The organism is Pseudovibrio sp. Ad5 (genome assembly GCF_001623095.1).
Lineage (GTDB): Bacteria > Pseudomonadota > Alphaproteobacteria > Rhizobiales > Stappiaceae > Pseudovibrio.
This window is the reverse complement of record NZ_LMCH01000057.1, coordinates 302,189-321,585: the sequence shown is the minus strand read 5'-3', so window position 1 is coordinate 321,585 and position 19,397 is coordinate 302,189. Positions and strand designations below refer to the sequence as shown.

Sequence of the window (19,397 nt, the reverse complement as noted above, 5' to 3'; positions counted from 1 at the left end):
TGAGTTTGCAGGTGCGGTTTCGATATACTGGTCAAAATTTACTAGTATTTTTCTGATTGGGCGGCGTCATGTATCATGATTTGGAATTGGTTCTTCAGCATGATTTGATTGTTGAATGGAAAGAGCATTACAAAGAGGTGTTCGGCAAGCACACGCTCCTGCTGAACAACCGCCTGCATGAGTTACCTGTGTTTCTGCCAGAAAACCTAGCGCGGTTGATTGAGACCACTCCCTCTGAGCACTATGATTTTGTTCGTCCTGGTGCGATTGGCACCAAGAAGTCCCAGTGGCTACAGGGCAGCATTGAAGGTGCCAAAGGCGAGGATGTGCTTCGTGCTGTAGAAGAAGGACGTTTCTGGCTTTCTCTTCGTGCACTTCAGGACTGGGATGAAGGCTTCAAGCAGGTCACATCGAAGATATTTGATGAGCTTGAGGTGAAGGTTCCAGGCTTTGAGACCTTTAAGCACAAGACCGGGATGTTGATTTCTTCCCCCGGTGCTCAAGTGTACTATCATGCAGATGTACCCGGACAATCCTTATGGCAAGTGAAGGGCCATAAGGACGTTTATATTTATGAGAATTCAGCGCCGTTTCTTTCTGATGAGCAGTTGGAAGGTATCTTCCTTGGAACGACCGAAGAAGAGATCCGCTTTGAGCCCTGGTATGATGAGTTCGCTACAAAGGTGACGCTGAGCCCAGGTGAGATGGCGCACTGGCCGCTCAACAACCCGCATCGGGTTGAGAACCATGATGAGGTGAACATCTCGGTGACCACTGAGCACTTCACCACTGAGATCAGGGATTTTTATGCGATCATCTATGCCAATGGTTTGCTGCGTAGAGCAGGTATCTCTGGCAACCGGCATAGCGTAGGTGCGATGAAATACGCCAAGATGGCTTTGGCGGCTGCACATAAGATCATCTACAAGAAGATAGTGCAGCAGAGTGCGAGTGCCAAAAGCCCGCGCAGCTTCAAGCTGGACATGACTGCTCCGGACTTTATGGCTGATCTGTAGAGAGGATTGCTGTCAGCAACGGTAGTAGTATGGGCGGCCATAGGTGTCGTAGCCGACACAGCGGCGCGGAGTGGTGGCTGCACCAATCAACCCGCCTGCAACGGCACCGATACCAGCACCGGCAAAGGCGGCGCCAACATCTCCGGTTGCTGCTCCAATCGCAGCGCCGGTGGCTGCACCAAGACCACCGCCAACGAGGACGCGGTCTGTTCGGTTATACTCACTGCAAGCACCGAGTGTGAGCAGGGTGGCTGTTATGATTATTGCTTTTCTCACGATCCTACCCATGGGCTGATTGTTTGAAACCCACGGTAGTACCTGATCTGTTGCAGATGAGTGAATGCAGCTTACGAGATGGCAAGGTGGTTAAGTTGAAGCTGTTTGCCTTTTGAGAGTTGTAGGTATGTAACGCAAAAAGGCCCCGCGGTTGCAGGGCCTTTGGAATGGTGTAACCAAATCTTTTTGCGAGGCTTATGGGCACTTTACGCGGTAAGGGCGACCGTACTGATCATAGGCAGTGCAGTTTTTCGGAGTTGTCACATTGCCAACAATGCCACCAGCTACACCGCCGATTGCTGCACCAGCGACAGCGGACCCCACACCACCGCCTGTGGCAGCGCCGATGGCTGCACCAGTTGCAGCACCAAGGCCACCGCCGATGAGAGTACGGTCCGTGCTTGAAGATGTGTTACAGCCAGCGAGGGCAAGCAATGCAACACTTACACCAGCAAGAGCAATTTTTTTCATTTTTTCCAGTCTCCTTTTGCTGCCAATCCCAATTTGACCGGACCCCGATACCTCCTGGCAGCTCTAACTTTGTGAGGTCGAGCTAACAAAAAGAACATGGTTAAAGTTTGTTAAAAATTAGAGGCTCCTCGCCTTCTTTAGATATTTTAACAAGCCTTGGGTCGAACTGTCTTTGTTTGCTGCGGATTGGCTGCCTTCAACCATTGGCAACAGCTGTGTCGCGAGTTCTTTTCCAAGTTCAACACCCCACTGGTCGTAGGAGTTGATGTTCCAAATCGCTCCTTCAACAAAGACGCGATGTTCATAAGACGCGATCAGCCTACCCAGCGTGAATGGATCGAGACGATCATAGAGGAGGGTGGTTGAGGGCCGGTTACCCGGGAAGACCTTTTGTGGAGCTAGTTTGGCAATCTCTTCTTCAGATTTTCCATCTTTACGAAACTTGTCTTCAACCTCTTCCAGAGAACGGCCACGGAGCAGGGCTTCACTCTGGGCAAGGCAGTTTGCCAGAAGGAGATTGTGATGGGTTTGCAGGTCTTCTTCGTGGCTGTTGGCAGCAACCAAAAACTCGCAAGGAATGATGCTCGTGCCCTGATGGATGAGCTGGTAGAACGCATGCTGGCCGTTGGTGCCAGGCTCACCCCAGACGATTGGGCCGGTCTGGGTTTCAACTGCTGTGCCATCTTTGGTGACGCTTTTGCCGTTGGATTCCATATCCAGCTGCTGCAGGTAGGCAGGGAAGCGGGCGAGGCGCTGATCATATGGCAGAACTGCGCGGGTGTCGTAACCCAGCACGTTGCGATGCCAGACGCCGACGAGGCCCATCAGGAACGGGATGTTGTCTTCTATCGGGGTGGCGCGGAAGTGATTGTCCATTGCATGGGCGCCGCCGAGGAAATCGGAGAATGCATCTGGACCAATAGCGATCATGAGCGGGAGGCCGATTGCAGACCAGATGGAGTAACGTCCGCCGACCCAGTCCCAGAAGCCAAAGACACGCTCTTGCGAGATGCCAAAGGCCGCGACTTTTTCCAGTGCGGTGGAGACAGCTGCAAAGTGTGCTCCGACAGCTTCTTCGCCGTTGTGTTTGGCAATCCAACGGCGGGCTGTTGCCGCGTTGGTCATGGTCTCAATAGTGGTGAAGGTCTTGCTGGCGATGATGAAGAGAGTCTTCGCCGGATTCAGGTTTTCCAAAGTGTCGGCAATGTGTGCGCCGTCCACGTTGGAGACGTAATGCAGGTTCGGGCCATCATGATATGGGGCCAGAGCCAGAGTTGTCATCACCGGACCAAGGTCAGAGCCACCAATGCCGATGTTGACTACGTCTGTGATTTTCTCGCCGGAATGGCCTGTGATTTCGCCAGAGCGGATGCCTTCTGCAAAGTCGCCCATGTTGACGAGCACTTCGTTGATGTCAGGCATAACGTCTTTGCCGTCCACCAATACCGGGTTCTCGGACTGGTTACGCAGGGCGGTGTGCAATACGGCGCGGTCTTCTGTGGTGTTGATGTGCTCACCTGCGAACATGGCATCGCGTTTTGCTTCAACATTGGCAGCGCGTGCGAGTTCGAGCAGGAGCTCCAGGGTTTCTTCAGTCAGCTTGTTCTTGGAAAAATCGTAGAGCAGGTCGTCAGAAGAGCGGGAGAACTTATCAAAACGAGAAGGATCTGCTGCGAAGAGATCGGTAATCTTAGTGGAATGAATGGCCTGAGCGTGTTCATCAAGGCGTTTAAAGATATCTTTTGGATTAGCTGTCGGCATCGAGGCCTCCATTTATTCTTGTAATAGCTTCTGACTGGCAGCGAGTGTCGCGCCTTGCCAATTTACCGTAAAGCAGCTTGCTCGTTTTTCGGGACGTGCAAACTGCTCTAAAGTTTTGTTTTTATGCGTCTTCTTACCCGGAAACACCTTCATGCTTTTAGGAGCATGACAGGTCCTTGATGTAAGGCCCCGGGTAAGAAATTCAATGCAATCAATCGTGATGGTTTGCGATTAAACAGTCAATGCAGCTGCTTCGCGAGCCCGCTTTTCAATGCCTGCCCAGTCTTCAGATTCAATTGCTTTTGCGTCTGCGATCCATGACCCACCAACGCAAAGGACGTTAGGCAGAGCAAGGAAATCACGTGCGTTGCCAAGGTTGATACCACCAGTTGGGCAGAATTTAGCCGCAGCCAGAGGAGAAGACAGACCTTTCAACATCGGAGTGCCGCCGGCTGGAACAGCTGGGAAGAACTTGAGACGCTCATAGCCTGCTTCCAGCAGCTTCATCACTTCAGACGGAGTGCATGTGCCCGGAAGTAAAGGAGTTTGCTGAAAATCTTCAGCGGCTGCGATGAGGTTGTCTGTTGCGCCCGGAGAAACGACGAATGTTGACCCTGCTTTGACGGAGGCTTCGTACTGCTGATGGGTGAGAACGGTACCAGCACCAACCAGAGCGCCTTCGACGTTGTCGGCAACTGCTTTGATGCAGTCCAGAGCGTTTGGAGTGCGCAGTGTGATCTCGATGCCCGGGATGCCGCCATCCACGAGGGCCTGTGCCATTGGAACTGCTTTTTTGGGGTCATCGACAATGAGAACTGCGATCACCGGGGCGGCGGTCATGATTGCTTCTACTCGCTCGATATTTTGAGCCATTACACTGTCTCCATTGCGCTGATTGTGTCAGCATTCCGTTGGGTTTTGTTTGTCTGTTCCAGATTGAAGAGGCGAGCGCCGGTATCGGCTGAGCTCACGTTTGCCCTGAAACTTGCGAATAATTCTCTTCCGGTTCCACTCTGGTATGCTTGCAGATCTGCAGGTGCGGCAGTTCTTTGCGCAAACTCATCTGCAGGAACAAGCAGCTCCAGCGTACCGCTTACTGCATCAAGGCGCAGCAAGTCACCGTCCCTTACCTTTGCAATTGGTCCACCATCCATCGCCTCGGGAGTAACATGAATTGCAGCTGGGATCTTGCCACTGGCGCCGGACATCCGGCCATCTGTTACAAGTGCGACTTTATACCCTCGGTTCTGCACAACGCTAAGAGGTGGTGTCAGTTTATGGGCTTCTGGCATGCCGCAGGCTTGCGGACCAACGTAACGGAGCACAACAATCACATCTTTGTTGAGTTCGCCAGCTTTGAAGGCAGCTTCGACATCTTCTTGAGTATGGAAGACCTGAGCTGGGGCTTCGATGATATGGCGATCAGGTGCGACAGCAGAGGTTTTGATGATGGCAGAGCCGAGGTTGCCTGTGAGGACTTTGAGACCGCCGTCTTTGTTGAACGGAACGGACATTGGCGCAAGGATGGTTTCATCCAATGCCTTAGCCGGTGCTGGCTTGCGGAGGACACCGCCTTTGTCATCAAGGAAGACGTTGACGGTGTAACCGTCCAAGCCTGTTCCGTTGACTGTTTTGACGTCTTTGTGCAGCAAGCCTGCATCCAGCAGTTCGCGAATGAGGAACCCCATTCCGCCTGCTGCTTCAAAATGGTTTACATCGCTTTTGCCGTTTGGATAAACGCGGGCAAGCAGCGGGACGAGTTCGGACAGATCCGAAATGTCCTGCCATGTGAGCTGAATGCCAGCGGCGGCGGCGATTGCGACGAGGTGCATGGTGTGGTTGGTGGAGCCGCCTGTTGCGTGCAAGCCCACGACACCGTTTACGATTGCGCGTTCGTCGATGATCTCAAAGAGCGGCGTAGGTGTGCTGCGCTGTGCGGTGAGTTCGACGACCTGTGTGACTGCTTCTTCAACCAATGCTTTGCGCAGGGGTGTGAGCGGGTTGGTAAAGGAACTGCCCGGCATGTGCAGGCCCATGATCTCCATCAGCATCTGATTGGAGTTTGCAGTGCCGTAGAACGTACAGGTGCCAGGCGAGTGGTAGGATGCGCTTTCAGAAGCAAGCAGTTCTTCACGGGTTGCTTTGCCTTCTGCAAACAGCTGGCGGATGCGGGCTTTTTCGTCGTTGGCAATGCCGGAGGTCATTGGGCCAGCAGGTAGGAAGATTGCCGGCAGATGGCCGAAGGACAAGGCTCCGATGAGCAGGCCCGGGACAATCTTATCGCACACACCGAGGAACACTGCCGCGTCAAACATGCCATGTGACAGGCCAACGGCAACGGACATGGCGATCAGGTCACGGGAAAACAGTGACAGGTCCATCGCTGGCAGGCCTTGTGTGACGCCGTCGCACATGGCTGGTACGCCGCCAGCAACCTGAGCTGTCGCCTGAATTTTGCGGACTGTTTCGCGGATGATTTCCGGGTAGCTCTCGTATGGCTGGTGTGCGGAAAGCATATCGTTGTAGGCGGTGACGATGCCGAGGTTTGGCTGCTTGTCTGTGGCGAGGTGCTGTTTATCAGCTGCCGGACAGGCTGCGAAGCCATGTGCCAGGTTAGTGCAGCCGAGGTTTGTGCGTTGTGGTGCGTTTGTGTGCTGCGCTTTCATGCGACGAAGATAGTCTTGTCTGCTCGTGGCGCTGCGCTCGATTATGCGATCTGTAATCTCTTTGAGGCGAGGGTGAACCATGTCTTGTGCTCTGCCTTTTGTTCTTTGACTTTTCATCAGTCAAACCGAATGACCAGATGCGGGATTGGGAGGAGGAAATCCCTGTTTTTGGTCGTTTTAATCGATTTAAATTCTGAGCCTAATTTTTATTCTGACAACTCTGCCCGTAGGCAATTTTGATTTTTTCGGGGATTGGCGCAAGTGGGAGAAATACTTGCAAGGGTGACCAGGTGCCAGCGGACCGGCACCTGGTGTTTAATCAATATGTTTCATCATGCCATGTACGGCCATCACGCTCGATAAGTGCGATGGAAGCAGATGGACCCCACGTGCCTGAGGTATAAGGCTTTGGAGCTTCTTTGATTTGGGACCATTGTTCAAGGATCGGATCGATCCATGTCCATGCCGCTTCGACTTCGTCACGACGCATGAACAGGGTCTGGTTGCCGCGGATCATATCCATGATGAGGCGCTCATAAGCATCCGGATGACGGGAGCTGAAAGCTTCAGCAAAGGTCATGTCCAGCGGTACTTCGCGCAAACGCATGGAACCCGGGCCCGGGTCCTTAATCATCACCTGCATTTTCACGCCTTCATCTGGCTGCAGGCGGATGACCAGCTTGTTTGCAGCAATCCGTCCAGCATCTGGCAGGAAGATGGAGTGAGGCAGGTCTTTGAATTGGATGGTGATTTCAGAAACACGAGCGGCAAGGCGTTTGCCAGTGCGCAGGTAGAACGGAACGTTGGCCCAACGCCAGTTCTCGATGTCTACTTTGGCAGCTACGAAGGTTTCAGTGTTGGAATCGTTGCGGCCCAGCTCTTCCAGATAACCCTTCACAGCACCGCCAGCAGATGCGCCAGCACGGTACTGACCGCGAACTGTGTTGCGCTCGACCATTTCGGTGCTCATTGGACGGAGGGCTTTGAGCACCTTCAGTTTCTCGTCGCGCACACTGTCTGGTGCCATGGATTCAGGTGGTTCCATAGCAACGAGGCAAAGCAGCTGAAGCAGGTGGTTCTGGACCATGTCGCGCAGAGCGCCTGCGGTGTCGTAGTAACCAGCGCGGCTTTCAACGCCGAGTGTTTCTGCCACGGTGATCTGTACGTGGTCGATGTGAGCCGCGTTCCAGAGTGGTTCAAACAGTACGTTGGCAAAGCGCAGAGCCATAAGGTTCTGAACGGTTTCTTTGCCGAGGTAGTGATCGATACGGAAAATCTGGTGCTCTTTGAACACGGAACCGATGGTTTCGTTAACTTCGTGAGCAGATCTGCCGTTCTTGCCGATCGGCTTCTCGATGGTGACGCGGGAGGTTTCTGTTACGAGGTTGTGTTCGCCAAGGGCGGAACAGATTGGGCCGAAGAAGTCTGGAGAAACAGAGAGGTAGAAAGCGCGGACAACGTCTTCGCGGCCTGCTAGCTTTTGTTCCAGAGCTTCCCAACCGGTGTTCTGAGCAACGTCAACGGAGACATATTGGATACGAGCGAGGAAGCGTTCGAGAGCTTCCTGATCTACTTCAGCGACGTGCTCACAAATGGCAGTACGGGCCCAGTCGCGGTACTCTGTATCGCTGAGCTCGCGGCGGGAAACTGCGATGATGCGCGCGTCTTCACCCAGATGACCGACTGGTTCGCGATGATAGAGAGCTGGGAGCAGCTTGCGGTGTGCAAGATCGCCGGTGCCTCCAAATACAACGAGATCAAATGGGTCAGATTGAGCTGGACGGTTCGCCATGAAGTTCCCTTAGTCGTGAGCCGGTATCGGATCTCCGGCTTCAATTGCTTGGCATGCGGTATCAGTTGGAGAATTTGCAGGAGCAAGCCAGCAGGCCAACTGAATTAAATTTGATTGTAGAGTTGTGAGAGGCGCGGACGTGAGCCGCAAGCTTGGCAGATAGACTGCTCTTATCTGCATCAAAACTCATACAAAGGTTGCATTTATGAAATTGCACCTCTGTTTGATGCGGGTTTCATCAAAATGCAAGCAAAAATACGAATGTGCCTAGAAACTAGGCATTTCGGCGTGCTGAAAGGGGAAGTCGCCATCCAAAAAATGCAGTTTCTGTGGGTTTTGTTTTCTGACTGTCATGATTTGTACAATTCCAACAAGCATTTGTAATGGCGGCATTGGGGAGCTTGCGATCTTTTGCTAGGCTTGCCCCAAGGGAAATATAAATGAGGAGGCATGCCCTATGCTTCCTCTGGGAGGAAATGGCATGGGATCTCGTCAGCAAAAGGTTGCCGGTTTAAAAACACTCATCGATCAGGGGCAGGGCAATGTGCCTGCCGATCTGGTGTTGAAGAATGTTGAGCTGTTCAATGTGATCGACGGCAGTCTGACGAAGACCGACATTGCGATCTCCGGCGAGAAGATTGTTGGGACTTATGACAACTACAGCGGTGTGAACGAGATCGACTGCAGCGGCAAGATTGCCGTACCCGGCTTTATCGATACCCATCTTCATGTGGAATCATCGTTGGTGACACCGTTTGAGTTCGATCGTTGTGTGCTGCCTCACGGTGTGACGACTGCGATTTGTGATCCGCATGAGATTGCCAATGTGACCGGTGCTGCTGGCATCAAGTACTTCCTCGACAGCTCTGTTGAGACCATTCTGGATTTACGGGTGAACCTGTCTTCCTGTGTGCCTGCCACCAAATTTGAGACAGCTGGTGCTCAATTGGAGATTGATGATCTTTTGCCATTCAAGGATCATCCAAGCGTTATTGGTTTGGCGGAGTTTATGAACTTCCCTGGTGTGTTGGCTGGTGACCCGGATGCTTTGGCTAAGATTGCTGAGTTTGAAGGGGAGCATATTGATGGTCATGCGCCTTTGGTACGTGGCAAAGCCTTGAATGGCTACCTTGCTGCGGGCATTCGGACTGATCATGAAGCGACCACCGCAGAAGAAGCATTGGAGAAGATCTCTAAGGGCATGACGATCCTGATCCGAGAAGGATCTGTCTCCAAAGATCTGGATGCTTTAGCGCCTGTCCTGACGCCTGAACGGGCCAGTTTTGTTGCGCTTTGTACGGATGACAGGAATCCACTTGATATTGCTGAGGAGGGACATCTTGATTGTCTCATCAAGCGCCTGATTGCTCATGGATGTGCACCTCGTGATGTCTACCGTGCGGCAAGCTGGTCAGCAGCCACTGCGTTTGGTCTGCGAGATCGCGGATTGATCGCGCCGGGTTGGCGTGCGGATATTGTGTTGCTCAATGATTTGGAAAGCTGTGATGTGGATCAGGTGATCAGTGCTGGGCGTGTGGTTTCGGATGAGTTGTTTGCCAGCCGCAAGTTGATTGAGCCGGAAGGATTGCTGGACAGTTGCCATGCCGAACCAGTGCATGCAGAGAGCTTCCGTGTGCCTGCGCAGCGCGAAACATCAGTGATTGGTGTGAAACCGGGGCTGATTATCACCGAGCATCTGAAGAGGGATTTGCCCGTTGAACATAATTATTCCCAGATCGATTTGGGGCAGGATGCTATCAAGGTGGCTGTTGTGGAGCGTCATGGAAAGACAGGGAATATTGCGACAGGGTTCGTAAACGGGTTTGGAATGACATCGGGTGCGATTGCCTCCTCTGTTGGACATGACAGTCACAACATCTGTGTGGTTGGCGCTGATGAAGAGGCCATGGCAATTGCTGTGAACCGATGCATTGCGTTGCGCGGTGGATTTGTGGTTGCTGAAGGTGAAGAAGTGCTGGCTGAGATGGAACTGCCACTTGCCGGATTGATGAGTTTGGAGCGATTTGAGGTGGTCAAAGAGCGTTTGGAAGTGCTGCGCAAAGCTGCAAAATCGCTCAATTGTGTTCTACCAGAGCCGTTTTTGCAGGTCGCATTCTTGCCTCTTCCGGTTATTCCCCACCTTAAAATTACTGATTTTGGGCTTTTTGACGTGTCGAGTTTTCAGCTCATTCAATAGAGCAGAGCTTTGATATCTCTTGGGTTCTCGAGAAAAATTCAGTGGAATTGAGTAATGTGTCGTATTGAAGGTCAACCGTATGTCTGGGTTGACGCAATGGTAAACCTGCCGCAAATTCCACGCAAAGCATGATGATATAAGGTTTTTCTGATATGTTGCGCACATGAACCTTGGCGCTCAGCTTCGGTTTCCTGTCAACTTCGTCTGAAGAACTATAATAATTCGGGGAGGAGATCTGCGCATGGCGACAGGTCGTGAGGGACAAGTGGAATTTCCAATTCGTACTATCGATAGCTATCTGGATGATACGGTCAAAAATTATGCGCACCGTCCGGCTATCTACTTCATGGGCAAATCAACAAGCTACGGCGAATTGGGAGATTTCGTTGAGCGTGCTGCAGGTGCCCTGCAGGCGATGGGTGTGAAGAAGGGCGACAAGATCGGCCTTTGTCTGCCTAATACGCCGTACTACACCATTTTCTATTTTGCGATCATGAAAATTGGCGGTGTCGTCGTCAACTTCAACCCGCTTTATGTTGAGCGCGAAATCGCGTTTCAGGCGCGGGATTCTGGCGCACGCATCATGGTGACCATGGATCTTTCTGTGATCTATGATCGTGTGGAAGCTGTTCGTCAAGAAGGTGCTCTGGACAACATCATTGTATGTCCGATGGCTGACATTCTGCCTCAGCCTAAGAAGCTGTTGTTCCAGCTGTTCAAGCGGAAGGATGTTTCCAACATTCCAGCTGATAAAGCTCACATCCGTTTCAAAGATTTTCTTGCAAAGTCCAAAGGCATTACTCCGGTTGAAATCGAGCCGAAGGAAGATGTGGCGATCCTGCAGTATACCGGTGGTACGACTGGTGTGCCTAAGGGTGCGATGCTGACGCATTACAACATCACGTCAAACATGGAGATGCTGGAAAGCCATTACGGTGGCTTGAAGCGCGGCTACGAGAAGACACTTTGTGTGCTGCCATTCTTCCATGTGTTTGCGATGACTGTTCTGCAGAATCTTTCCATTCTAGGTGCGGCAGAAATGCTGCTTATGCCGCGGTTTGACCTGAAAGAACTGCTTGATCTGGCTGCGAAGAAGAAACCAACCTTGTTTGCTGCTGTGCCAACGCTTTACACCGCGATCAACAACAGTGAGCTAACTAAGAACTACGACCTGACATCAATCCGCTATTGTATGTCTGGTGGAGCGCCGCTGCCTGTTGAAGTGAAGCAGAAGTTTGAAGCCCTGACAGGCTGTGTTCTGGTGGAAGGCTACGGTCTGACAGAGAGCTCTCCGGTTGCCTCAGCTAACCCGATGGACGGAACAGGTAAAGACGGCTCTATCGGCGTTGTAATGCCGGGGACGACTATTGAGTTCCGTGATCTAGAAGATCTAGAGAAAACGGTTGAGCGCGGAGAAAAAGGTGAGCTTTGCATCATCGGTCCGCAGGTCATGAAGGGTTACTGGAACCGTCCTGATGAGACCGCTAAAACTCTGGAAGATGGCCGTGTGTTGCACACTGGTGATGTCGGTTACATGGATGATGAGGGTTTCATCTTCCTTGTTGATCGCATCAAGGACCTCATCATCTGTTCTGGCTACAACGTTTACCCGCGTGTGATCGAGGAGGCACTTTATCAGCATCCGTCCGTTGCTGAGGTTATCGTGATTGCTATTCCAGACGGGTATCGCGGTCAGGCACCGAAGGCCTTTGTGAAGCTGAAAGATGGTCAGAGCGCGACTGCAGAAGAGTTGAAAGACTTCCTGAAGGGGCACATCTCCAAGATTGAGATGCCGAAGGCGATTGAATTCCGTGAGGAGCTGCCAAAGACCATGGTTGGTAAACTCTCCAAGAAAGAGCTGGTTGAGGAAGAGGCTGCCAAGACTCGCAGCACTGAAAACGCCAGTTGATAGCTACTTCGTGAAAAAAGAAAAGCCCTCGCATTTGCGAGGGCTTTTTGCTTGAGCTTAGCGTTTGCTCTAGTGCGTTTTCGTGGGCGCTGTTCCAGTTGCCACTTTCTTGCCCAGCACAGTCTCGCGGTGCAGGGTGTAAAGGGAAGCTGCGACGATAATTGCGCCACCAAGGTATGTGGTCCAGAGCGGCCAGATGCCGAAGATTACGACAGAAATGATTGCCGCGTAGACAAGGCGGATATAATCAAACGGTGCAATCACAGAGGCCTCACCAAACTTGAGGGCCTGAATGTTGCTCATCTGAGCGCTCCAGCTAACACCTGCCAGCAAGAGCAGTAGGATCGCATCATTTAGGTTGATTGATACCCAATAATAGATGCCGAAGGGGGCCATGATCAGACCCACAAAAGTTGCTTGAAAGGTCAGAATCGTGATGGGCTGATCAACCTGAGTGACCTTGCGCAGGATGATGCCTACGAGTGCGGCACAGGCTGAGGCCAGGATCGCCATGAAGCTGTAGATGCTCATTTCCGCGCCGGTGCCGGGCTGGACGATGACCATCACCCCGATGAAGCCAAGGATAGTCGCCGAAATTCGGTGAATGCCGATAACTTCTTTCAGGAAGAAAACTGCAAAGATCGTGATGAAAAACGTGCGTGCAAAACCAATTACTGTGCTTTCAGCAAGAGGTAGGTGAATGACTGCGGTGAAGCCGAAATACATTGCAGAGGACGCAAGCAGGATGCGGCCCAGGTGAAGCAGTGGAGCCTGTGTTTTGAGCGAACCCGGAAATCCTTTGATAATGATCGGTGCTGAGATCACCAGCATGAAAAACTGGCGCAGCATAAGGATTTGAGTAACGTGTAAGCGGTCGCCGAGCAGCTTGATGATGGTGCTCATGACGGCCATAAGGAATGTTGCCAGAAGGGCCCAGCAGATGCCGCGTGTGTTATTGGACAGGCTTTGCCATTTTGCGGAAAACCTTGTTTTTAACGCAGCAGATGATGAGCTGCCTTCAGGCTCTGCTGAAGGAACAGGCATGTAACTGCTTTCGAAGCTGCCTTGATACGATCAAAACGACCAGACCCGATGTCTGGTGCAAAATGGTGTGCGCCAGGGGGCGGACAACGTAACAAAGATCAGATGGGTGTATGGCTTAAATAACCTAATGTTTGCGGTTTGGTCAAATTCTAAAACAAATTTTAGCTTGAGAGTTTCGACAGTAAGCACGAAGCTGCCGACAACTTAGAGCTCTAAGTACCCTTCCGTAATTTGCTCTAAATAATGCGGTAATGACCTTAAGTCACTCTGGAAAATACACCTCTGTGGTGAACCAGAAAACACTTGCAGCCTGAGAAAAGCACTGTACGTTCTCTGCTGATACGTAAAAAGCTGTATTGGGAGGTGCGGTGTTGGGTCGCTCTCCAGATTTTTGAGGTTTTCATGAATCAGGTTGCTACACCGAAGTTTGGAATTGGTGCTCCCGTTCGCCGAAAAGAAGATGCTGCCTTTATTTCTGGCAAGGGCCATTACACGGATGACCTGAAGGTGGCTGGTGCAGCACATGCCGTTGTTTTGCGGTCTCCTCTCGCGTTTGCCAAGTTCACCTTAGAGGGAGTGGATGAAGCACGGGCTATGGATGGTGTGCAGCTTATTCTGACTGCTGCGGATCTTGAAGGAACGAACTCTATCCCATGTAAAGCAGTGCTTCGGCAGCTGGATGGGACGAAGCACTGGGTGCCTCATCGTGAAGTTCTTTGCTCTGATACAGCCCGGTTTGTTGGTGATGCTCTTGCGTTTGTTGTTGCCGATACGGTGGAGCAAGCGCGGGCTGCGATGGAGGCGATTGAGGTTGACTACGAGGATGTTGATCCGGCAATCGGAACTGAAGCTGCCTTAGAAGACGGCGCTCCGCTTGTGTGGCCTGAGCATGGGTCTAATGAGGCCTTTCACATTGGCATGGGTAACAAGGAGGCGATGGAAGAGGCCTTCCAGAATGCGCATCATGTTACCAAGATCAAAGTGATCAACAACCGTCTGGTGTCCAATGCGATTGAGCCGCGGGCCTGTATTGGCGAGTTTGATGGTGAGAGCGGCAGGTATACGCTGACCACTGGAACGCAGGGCGGTCATGGGATGCGTGATCTGATTGCCAAGAACATACTCAACGTCGACCCTAAAGATATCCGCGTTGTGACACCTGATGTGGGTGGTGGTTTTGGAACCAAGATGTTCACCTATCTTGAATATCCGCTTTGCCTGATTGCCGCGAAACGTCTTGGTCATCCCGTGAAATGGCTTCAGGAGCGTACCGAGCACTTCATGTCTGATGCGCATGGCCGGGATAATGTATCCACGGCTGAGCTTGCGCTTGATGAGACCGGTAAGATGATCGGCCTCAAGGTGCATGTGCTTGCAAACATGGGCGCTTATCTGCATGAATTTGGCCCAGGTATTCCGCAGATTGGCATCACCATGACTCCCGGTCTTTACGATATCCCCGCAACGTGGGTGGAAGCGACAGGCGTTTATACCAATACAGTGCCGGTGGATGCGTTCCGAGGGGCAGGGCGTCCGGAAGCGCTTTATCTGATGGAACGACTGGCAGACAAAGCTGCGCATGAGATGGGTATGGATCCGGCGAAGTTTCGTCGTCAAAGTTTTATCCCCGATGCAGCTCTGCCTTATACGACAGCGCTTGGCCGCATGTATGATACGGGTTCCTTTGGAACTCACCTGACCAAGGCGCTGGACGAGATTCATTATTCGACGTTTGCGGAGCGTGAAGCGGAGAGCAAGGCAAAAGGTTTGTATCGCGGTGTTGGGCTATCGACCTATGTGGAGGCGTGTGCCTTTGCCGGCGGGGAGGAAGCTAAGCTTGAGCTTAACACGAACGGCAGCGTTACTTTGCTGATTGGAACGCAGAGCAACGGTCAGGGTCACGCCACTGCATATGGCCAAGTCATTGCAGAACATCTTGGTTTGCAGCTTGATCAGGTTGAGATGGTGCAGGGAGATACGGACCGTGTTGCGACTGGTGGTGGTACCGGTGGATCGCGGTCCATTCCGATTGGAATGCCATCTGTGAAAGCGGCTTCTGAAACGCTGGTTAAGAAGATCAAAGAGATCGCCAGTGAGAAGCTTGAGGTTGGTGTTGGGGATCTGACGTTGGAAGACGGGCAGGTGCGCGTGGTTGGTACCGACCAACAAGTCAGCCTTGTTGATGTGGCTGGTTCGCAACCGGAGACCTTGAGTGCAGCGGAAAAAGTCATGCAGGATGAATGTACTTATCCCAATGGCACGCATGTGTGTGAGGTGGAGATTGATCCGGAAACGGGCAAGACGGACGTGGTCAGTTATGTGATCGTGGATGATTTTGGCGTGACGGTGAATCCGATGCTGCTGGCGGGTCAGGTGCATGGTGGTGCGGGGCAGGCGATCTCGCAGGCGCTTTGCGAGAACACGGTTTATGATGAAACCGGGCAGCTGCTGTCAGCGTCCTTCATGGACTATCATGTTGCACGTGCTGATGATTTGCCGAATTTCGACTTCTCGACGAGCAACGTTCCTTCCACGACAAATGCGATGGGCATCAAAGGTGCTGGTGAGGCTGGTTCTATTGGAGCGGCGCCGGCGGTGATGAATGCTGTGCAGTATGCGTTGCGCAAGAATGCAGGTGTTGAGCATATAGATATGCCCGCGACGCCGGTTGCTGTCTGGAGTGCTATTCAGGACGCTCAGAGTTAAGCCATCAAGATAGTAAAGCTTGAAAAGAGATTGTGCAGGCGGGCTGGTGTCCCGCCTGTTTTCGTAGGTATCAGAACGCTTTGAAGGTGATGATGGTTCTGGTGTCCTGGATGCCTTCGAAGACCTGAACCTTGTTTGCAACGAAGTGTCCGATGTCTTCGTTATCATCGATGTAGAATTTGGCCAGCAGGTCGAAATCCCCGGAGGTGGAGTAAATCTCGGAGGCGACTTCCGCGTCTGCGATGGCGTTGGCAACCTGATAGGTTTTTCCGAGCTGGCATTTGATCTGTACAAAGAACGGAATCATAAATCTGCTATCCTTCTGTCCCGAAAGGCTGATTTGTCTTTCAGGGATGCGCTCAAATTTGAGTTTGCGTTGTTTTGTGAGCATTTTGCGTTGAAGCTGCGTTTTTTTGCAAGCTTTTGCGTTTTTTATGCGAAATCTACCCCCAGTTGCCTTTTGTCGCTGCCTCTCGTTTCCGCTTGCAGTTCGCTCTCTTGTTTGCTAGCAAAAAATTCTAACCAATGGGGGTGCTCGGAAGTGACTGACGGGCTGAGAGGCGCAAAGCCAACTCCTAGAACCTGATCCGGATTGTGCCGGCGGAGGGAATTGGGATGAGTACCAAGGTAATCGTTCCCGCCGTAATCTATAGGGGAGCGAAAACAAATGTCCTACACAAATGAAAATCTCTGGGAAGTCTTTGAGAGCGTGCGTGAGCGTGGGGTTCGGGTTCATTGCCTGACGAATTCTGTTGCGCAGAGCCTTACCGCGAACATCATGTTGGCTTGTAACATTGTGCCTTCCATGACAGCGGCCCATGATGAAATTCCTGCATTCATCGAAAGTGTTGACGGGTTGCTCCTCAATCTTGGTACGCTGGATGGAAAGCGGCGGCATGGTATTCGGCTTGGGCTTGAAGGGGCTGCCAAAAAATCTATGCCCGTGGTGCTGGACCCGGTTAAAGTAGATCGCTCAGACATTCGCATGGAGTTTGCGAAAGATATTCTGAAAGAGAATGTTTCGATCCTCAAAGCAAACATGACTGAGAGCGCTGGGCTGAGTGGAGCTGTTACCGAGAACACACTGATTGTGCGCACCGGTATTGAAGACGCTGTGTTTGGCCGGGAGACAACCTACACCGTGGGCAATGGGCATGCTTATATGGACAAGGTGACTGGCATTGGCTGTGCGCTGGGCGGTGTGCTGGCTGGTTTCGCCGCTACCGAGCCAGATAAGGAACTTGCCGTGCTTGCTGCGCTTGCTGTCTATGGTGTATGCGGCGAGATTGCCGCAGAGCAGGCGAACGGACCGGGAAGCTTCACTCCAGCTTTCATCGATACCCTTTACGGCTTGAAGGCTGACCAGTTCAACGAGCATCTCAAGCTCGAAACAATGAATAATAAAGGTGGGGTATTGGCCTAATGAGTGCGATTGCAGTCACAATTGCAGGGTCGGATTCCGGTGGTGGTGCCGGAATTCAAGCAGACCTGAAGGCCTTTTCGGCTCGTGGGGTCTATGGGGCCAGTGTCATCACTGCACTGACGGCCCAAAATACCAAAGGTGTGACAGGTATTCATGATGTGCCGCCAGCATTTGTGGCAGAGCAGATGGATGCTGTTTTTTCTGACCTGAAGGTGGATGCCGTGAAAATCGGCATGCTTTCACAGCCAGAGATTATCGCTGTTATTGCCACAAAGCTGGCGGAATATAATGTTAAGCGCGTCATCCTTGATCCGGTGATGGTTGCAACTTCTGGTGATGTTTTGTTGCAAAACTCCGCCGTTTCGGTCTTGAAGCAGAAGCTGTTTCCCATGGCGGCGTTGATTACGCCGAATATGCAGGAAGCGGCCTTTTTGCTGGACCAGCCGGTAGCCGAAACCCGTGAAGACATGCACAGACAAGCGTTACTGCTGCTGGACATGGGTGCTAACGGGGTTTTGCTGAAAGGCGGACACGGATCTGATGATACCTGTGATGATCTCTTCCTCTCCCGTGATGTGGAGAGGTGGTATACGGCGCCAAGACATAAAACGCAGAATACACATGGGACTGGCTGTACCTTGTCCTCTGCGATTGCAGCGGAACTGGCCAAGGGGTTGGAGCTGCAAGATGCCATTGGTGAAGCGAAAGAATATATTAGTCAGGCGATTAAAGCTGCGGATACGCTTGACGTAGGCGAGGGACATGGGCCTGTGCACCATTTCCATGAATTCTGGTCTGAATAAAAGGCGGAGATAATGACCAAGAACAAAGAAAACAATCTGACCCGCCGTCAGGCGCTGGGGCTAACTGCTGGGGCGGTTGCCGGTAGCGCTGCACTTGCTGCACCTGCACTGGCTCAGGATGCTGATCCGGTGATCGAATGGCGCATGGTGACCAGCTGGCCCAAGAACCTGCCGGGCCCTGGCATGTCTGCGCAACGCATTTGTGATCGCATCAACATTATGAGTAATGGTCGGATGCGTGTGCGCCTGTTTGCTGCAGGTGAGCTGGTTCCTGCTTTTGAGGTGTTTGACGCTGTTTCAAGCGGCACTGCACAGATGGGTCATTCAGTTGCTTTGTACTGGGCTGGCAAGATGCCGGGTTCGGTGTTTTTTACGACTGTTCCTTTCGGTCTGCTGCCTCAGGAGCACACTGCCTGGGTGGACCAGATGGGTGGACAGGAACTTTGGGATGAGCTTTATGCGCCATTTGGTGTGAAGCCGTTTATGGCTGGTAATGCTGGCCCAACCATGGCGGGCTGGTATCGTGAGCCTGTTGAGACGCTGGATGACCTGAAAGGGCGCAAACTGCGCATGGTAGGTCTTGGTGGTGAAATCATGCGCAAGCTTGGTGTTACTCCGGTCAACATTCCAGCCTCCGAGATTTTCACCAGTCTGCAAACGCGTGTGGTGGATGGTGTAGAGTTTCTCGGTCCATGGACGGACAGTGCGCTGGGCTTCCATAAACTGGTCAAATACTACTACGGTCCAGGCTTTAATAAGCCAAACGGCACCGGTGAGGCAATTGTGAATGCGGTTGCTTTGGAAGGTTTGCCAGCTGAGCTTCAGGCGGTGGTTGAAGAGGCTTGCCGTGTGGAAGCTGACTTGGCGCTTTCTGAGGCCAATGCGCAGAATGCAGCGAGCCTTAAGGTGCTGCAGGAAGAGCATGGGGTAGAGATTCGCGAATTCCCGGAAGAGGTTCTTGCAGCATTGAAGGAAACCAGTGTTGAGGTGCTGGATATCTATACCCAGAAAGACAAAACAGCTCGTAAGATTTATGAGAGTTACATAGAAGCGCAGGAGCTTCTGGCGGGGTGGAGCGCTCTTTCACTGGGCAAAAACATCTCTGCAAGAAGTTAACTGGCAGATCAAATCGCGTTTGAAGGGCCCTCCATTTGGAGGGCCTTTTGTTATGCGGAAGTTTTGTCACAGAAAATGTTTCAGTGTACCTGCCTGAAATGCGAATAACCAAGTGATTGTAAGTGAGTTGGGCATTGTTGTTTTATGAAGTCGACGCCTCATACCTTTAAATATGCCAGTGCAATTACTCTTTAATATTTTCAATCATGAGGAAGAG

The 19,397-nt window shown here is 52.0% G+C and carries 15 protein-coding genes and 1 riboswitch; of the genes, 7 read left to right on the top strand and 8 right to left on the bottom strand.

The window, feature by feature from the left end; all coding sequences use genetic code 11:
- Window positions 1–68: 68 nt before the first annotated feature.
- Window positions 69–1,016: a hypothetical protein gene (locus PsAD5_RS16215; protein WP_063292809.1), complete on the top strand. Its 948-nt coding sequence runs from the start codon at window positions 69–71 to the stop codon at window positions 1,014–1,016.
- Window positions 1,017–1,028: 12 nt separating this feature from the next.
- On the opposite strand, the gene PsAD5_RS16210 is transcribed toward PsAD5_RS16215, so the two are convergent.
- The 6 genes from PsAD5_RS16210 to zwf all read right to left on the bottom strand — a co-directional run bounded on the left by PsAD5_RS16210 (window position 1,029) and on the right by zwf (window position 7,982).
- The gene (locus PsAD5_RS16210) at window positions 1,029–1,292 is read right to left on the bottom strand and encodes a glycine zipper domain-containing protein (RefSeq protein WP_057460919.1); all 264 of its coding nucleotides are present in this window, start codon (window positions 1,290–1,292) and stop codon (window positions 1,029–1,031) included.
- A gap of 195 nt (window positions 1,293–1,487) precedes the next feature.
- Window positions 1,488–1,763, bottom strand: coding sequence for a glycine zipper domain-containing protein (locus tag PsAD5_RS16205; RefSeq protein WP_057460914.1), 276 nt, complete (start codon window positions 1,761–1,763; stop codon window positions 1,488–1,490).
- Between the two features lie 117 nt (window positions 1,764–1,880).
- On the bottom strand, window positions 1,881–3,524 hold the full coding sequence (pgi, locus tag PsAD5_RS16200) for a glucose-6-phosphate isomerase (RefSeq protein ID WP_063292838.1): 1,644 nt from the start codon (window positions 3,522–3,524) through the stop codon (window positions 1,881–1,883).
- 231 nt (window positions 3,525–3,755) lie between these two features.
- Window positions 3,756–4,397: a bifunctional 4-hydroxy-2-oxoglutarate aldolase/2-dehydro-3-deoxy-phosphogluconate aldolase gene (eda, locus tag PsAD5_RS16195; protein ID WP_057460916.1), complete on the bottom strand. Its 642-nt coding sequence runs from the start codon at window positions 4,395–4,397 to the stop codon at window positions 3,756–3,758.
- Window positions 4,397–6,271 carry a phosphogluconate dehydratase gene (gene edd, locus PsAD5_RS16190; RefSeq protein ID WP_063292808.1) on the bottom strand — a complete coding sequence of 625 codons (1,875 nt, stop codon included), beginning with the start codon at window positions 6,269–6,271 and terminating at the stop codon, window positions 4,397–4,399. The genes eda and edd overlap by 1 nt, the downstream gene beginning before the upstream one ends.
- A gap of 238 nt (window positions 6,272–6,509) precedes the next feature.
- Window positions 6,510–7,982: a glucose-6-phosphate dehydrogenase gene (gene zwf, locus PsAD5_RS16185; RefSeq protein WP_063292807.1), complete on the bottom strand. Its 1,473-nt coding sequence runs from the start codon at window positions 7,980–7,982 to the stop codon at window positions 6,510–6,512.
- A 481-nt stretch (window positions 7,983–8,463) separates the two neighbouring features.
- Here zwf and ade point away from each other — a divergent pair, with 481 nt between their 5' ends.
- Together ade and PsAD5_RS16175 are read left to right on the top strand one after the other, a co-directional pair.
- Entirely contained in the window at window positions 8,464–10,179 is a 1,716-nt protein-coding gene (ade, locus tag PsAD5_RS16180; protein ID WP_063289707.1) for an adenine deaminase, read from the top strand.
- A gap of 241 nt (window positions 10,180–10,420) precedes the next feature.
- Complete coding sequence (locus PsAD5_RS16175) at window positions 10,421–12,088, top strand: long-chain-fatty-acid--CoA ligase (protein ID WP_063292806.1); 1,668 nt, start codon at window positions 10,421–10,423, stop codon at window positions 12,086–12,088.
- Between the two features lie 69 nt (window positions 12,089–12,157).
- Here PsAD5_RS16175 and PsAD5_RS16170 read toward each other — a convergent pair whose 3' ends face one another.
- Window positions 12,158–13,132: a DMT family transporter gene (locus PsAD5_RS16170; protein ID WP_057462666.1), complete on the bottom strand. Its 975-nt coding sequence runs from the start codon at window positions 13,130–13,132 to the stop codon at window positions 12,158–12,160.
- Between the two features lie 402 nt (window positions 13,133–13,534).
- On the opposite strand from PsAD5_RS16170, the gene PsAD5_RS16165 reads away from it, so the two are divergent.
- A complete protein-coding gene (locus PsAD5_RS16165; protein WP_063292837.1) occupies window positions 13,535–15,838 on the top strand; it encodes a xanthine dehydrogenase family protein molybdopterin-binding subunit in 2,304 nt (767 codons plus the stop codon).
- 70 nt (window positions 15,839–15,908) lie between these two features.
- Here the strand turns inward: PsAD5_RS16165 and PsAD5_RS16160 are convergent, their stop codons facing one another.
- A complete protein-coding gene (locus PsAD5_RS16160; RefSeq protein WP_057462693.1) occupies window positions 15,909–16,145 on the bottom strand; it encodes an Lrp/AsnC ligand binding domain-containing protein in 237 nt (78 codons plus the stop codon).
- 210 nt (window positions 16,146–16,355) lie between these two features.
- Window positions 16,356–16,464, top strand: a riboswitch (TPP riboswitch).
- A 41-nt stretch (window positions 16,465–16,505) separates the two neighbouring features.
- On the opposite strand from PsAD5_RS16160, the gene PsAD5_RS16155 reads away from it, so the two are divergent.
- From PsAD5_RS16155 to PsAD5_RS16145, 3 genes are read left to right on the top strand one after another with little or no spacing between them, the layout of a single operon-like run.
- Window positions 16,506–17,261: a hydroxyethylthiazole kinase gene (locus tag PsAD5_RS16155; RefSeq protein WP_063292805.1), complete on the top strand. Its 756-nt coding sequence runs from the start codon at window positions 16,506–16,508 to the stop codon at window positions 17,259–17,261.
- The gene (gene thiD / locus PsAD5_RS16150; RefSeq protein WP_063292804.1) at window positions 17,261–18,064 is read left to right on the top strand and encodes a bifunctional hydroxymethylpyrimidine kinase/phosphomethylpyrimidine kinase; all 804 of its coding nucleotides are present in this window, start codon (window positions 17,261–17,263) and stop codon (window positions 18,062–18,064) included. Before PsAD5_RS16155 ends, thiD begins: the two co-directional genes overlap by 1 nt.
- Window positions 18,065–18,076: 12 nt before the next feature.
- Complete coding sequence (locus PsAD5_RS16145) at window positions 18,077–19,180, top strand: TRAP transporter substrate-binding protein (RefSeq protein WP_063289640.1); 1,104 nt, start codon at window positions 18,077–18,079, stop codon at window positions 19,178–19,180.
- Window positions 19,181–19,397 lie beyond the last annotated feature (217 nt).

What these genes read in the sequence shown, in the direction of transcription:
- pgi (WP_063292838.1), bottom strand. Translation starts at nt 3,524, where the DNA reads ATGCCGACAGCTAATCCAAAAGATATCTTTAAACGCCTTGATGAACAC.
- PsAD5_RS16145 (WP_063289640.1), top strand. Translation starts at nt 18,077, where the DNA reads ATGACCAAGAACAAAGAAAACAATCTGACCCGCCGTCAGGCGCTGGGG.
- PsAD5_RS16155 (WP_063292805.1), top strand. Translation starts at nt 16,506, where the DNA reads ATGTCCTACACAAATGAAAATCTCTGGGAAGTCTTTGAGAGCGTGCGT.
- PsAD5_RS16165 (WP_063292837.1), top strand. Translation starts at nt 13,535, where the DNA reads ATGAATCAGGTTGCTACACCGAAGTTTGGAATTGGTGCTCCCGTTCGC.
- thiD (WP_063292804.1), top strand. Translation starts at nt 17,261, where the DNA reads ATGAGTGCGATTGCAGTCACAATTGCAGGGTCGGATTCCGGTGGTGGT.
- PsAD5_RS16160 (WP_057462693.1), bottom strand. Translation starts at nt 16,145, where the DNA reads ATGATTCCGTTCTTTGTACAGATCAAATGCCAGCTCGGAAAAACCTAT.
- ade (WP_063289707.1), top strand. Translation starts at nt 8,464, where the DNA reads ATGGGATCTCGTCAGCAAAAGGTTGCCGGTTTAAAAACACTCATCGAT.
- PsAD5_RS16175 (WP_063292806.1), top strand. Translation starts at nt 10,421, where the DNA reads ATGGCGACAGGTCGTGAGGGACAAGTGGAATTTCCAATTCGTACTATC.
- PsAD5_RS16205 (WP_057460914.1), bottom strand. Translation starts at nt 1,763, where the DNA reads ATGAAAAAAATTGCTCTTGCTGGTGTAAGTGTTGCATTGCTTGCCCTC.
- edd (WP_063292808.1), bottom strand. Translation starts at nt 6,271, where the DNA reads ATGGTTCACCCTCGCCTCAAAGAGATTACAGATCGCATAATCGAGCGC.
- PsAD5_RS16170 (WP_057462666.1), bottom strand. Translation starts at nt 13,132, where the DNA reads ATGCCTGTTCCTTCAGCAGAGCCTGAAGGCAGCTCATCATCTGCTGCG.
- zwf (WP_063292807.1), bottom strand. Translation starts at nt 7,982, where the DNA reads ATGGCGAACCGTCCAGCTCAATCTGACCCATTTGATCTCGTTGTATTT.
- eda (WP_057460916.1), bottom strand. Translation starts at nt 4,397, where the DNA reads ATGGCTCAAAATATCGAGCGAGTAGAAGCAATCATGACCGCCGCCCCG.
- PsAD5_RS16215 (WP_063292809.1), top strand. Translation starts at nt 69, where the DNA reads ATGTATCATGATTTGGAATTGGTTCTTCAGCATGATTTGATTGTTGAA.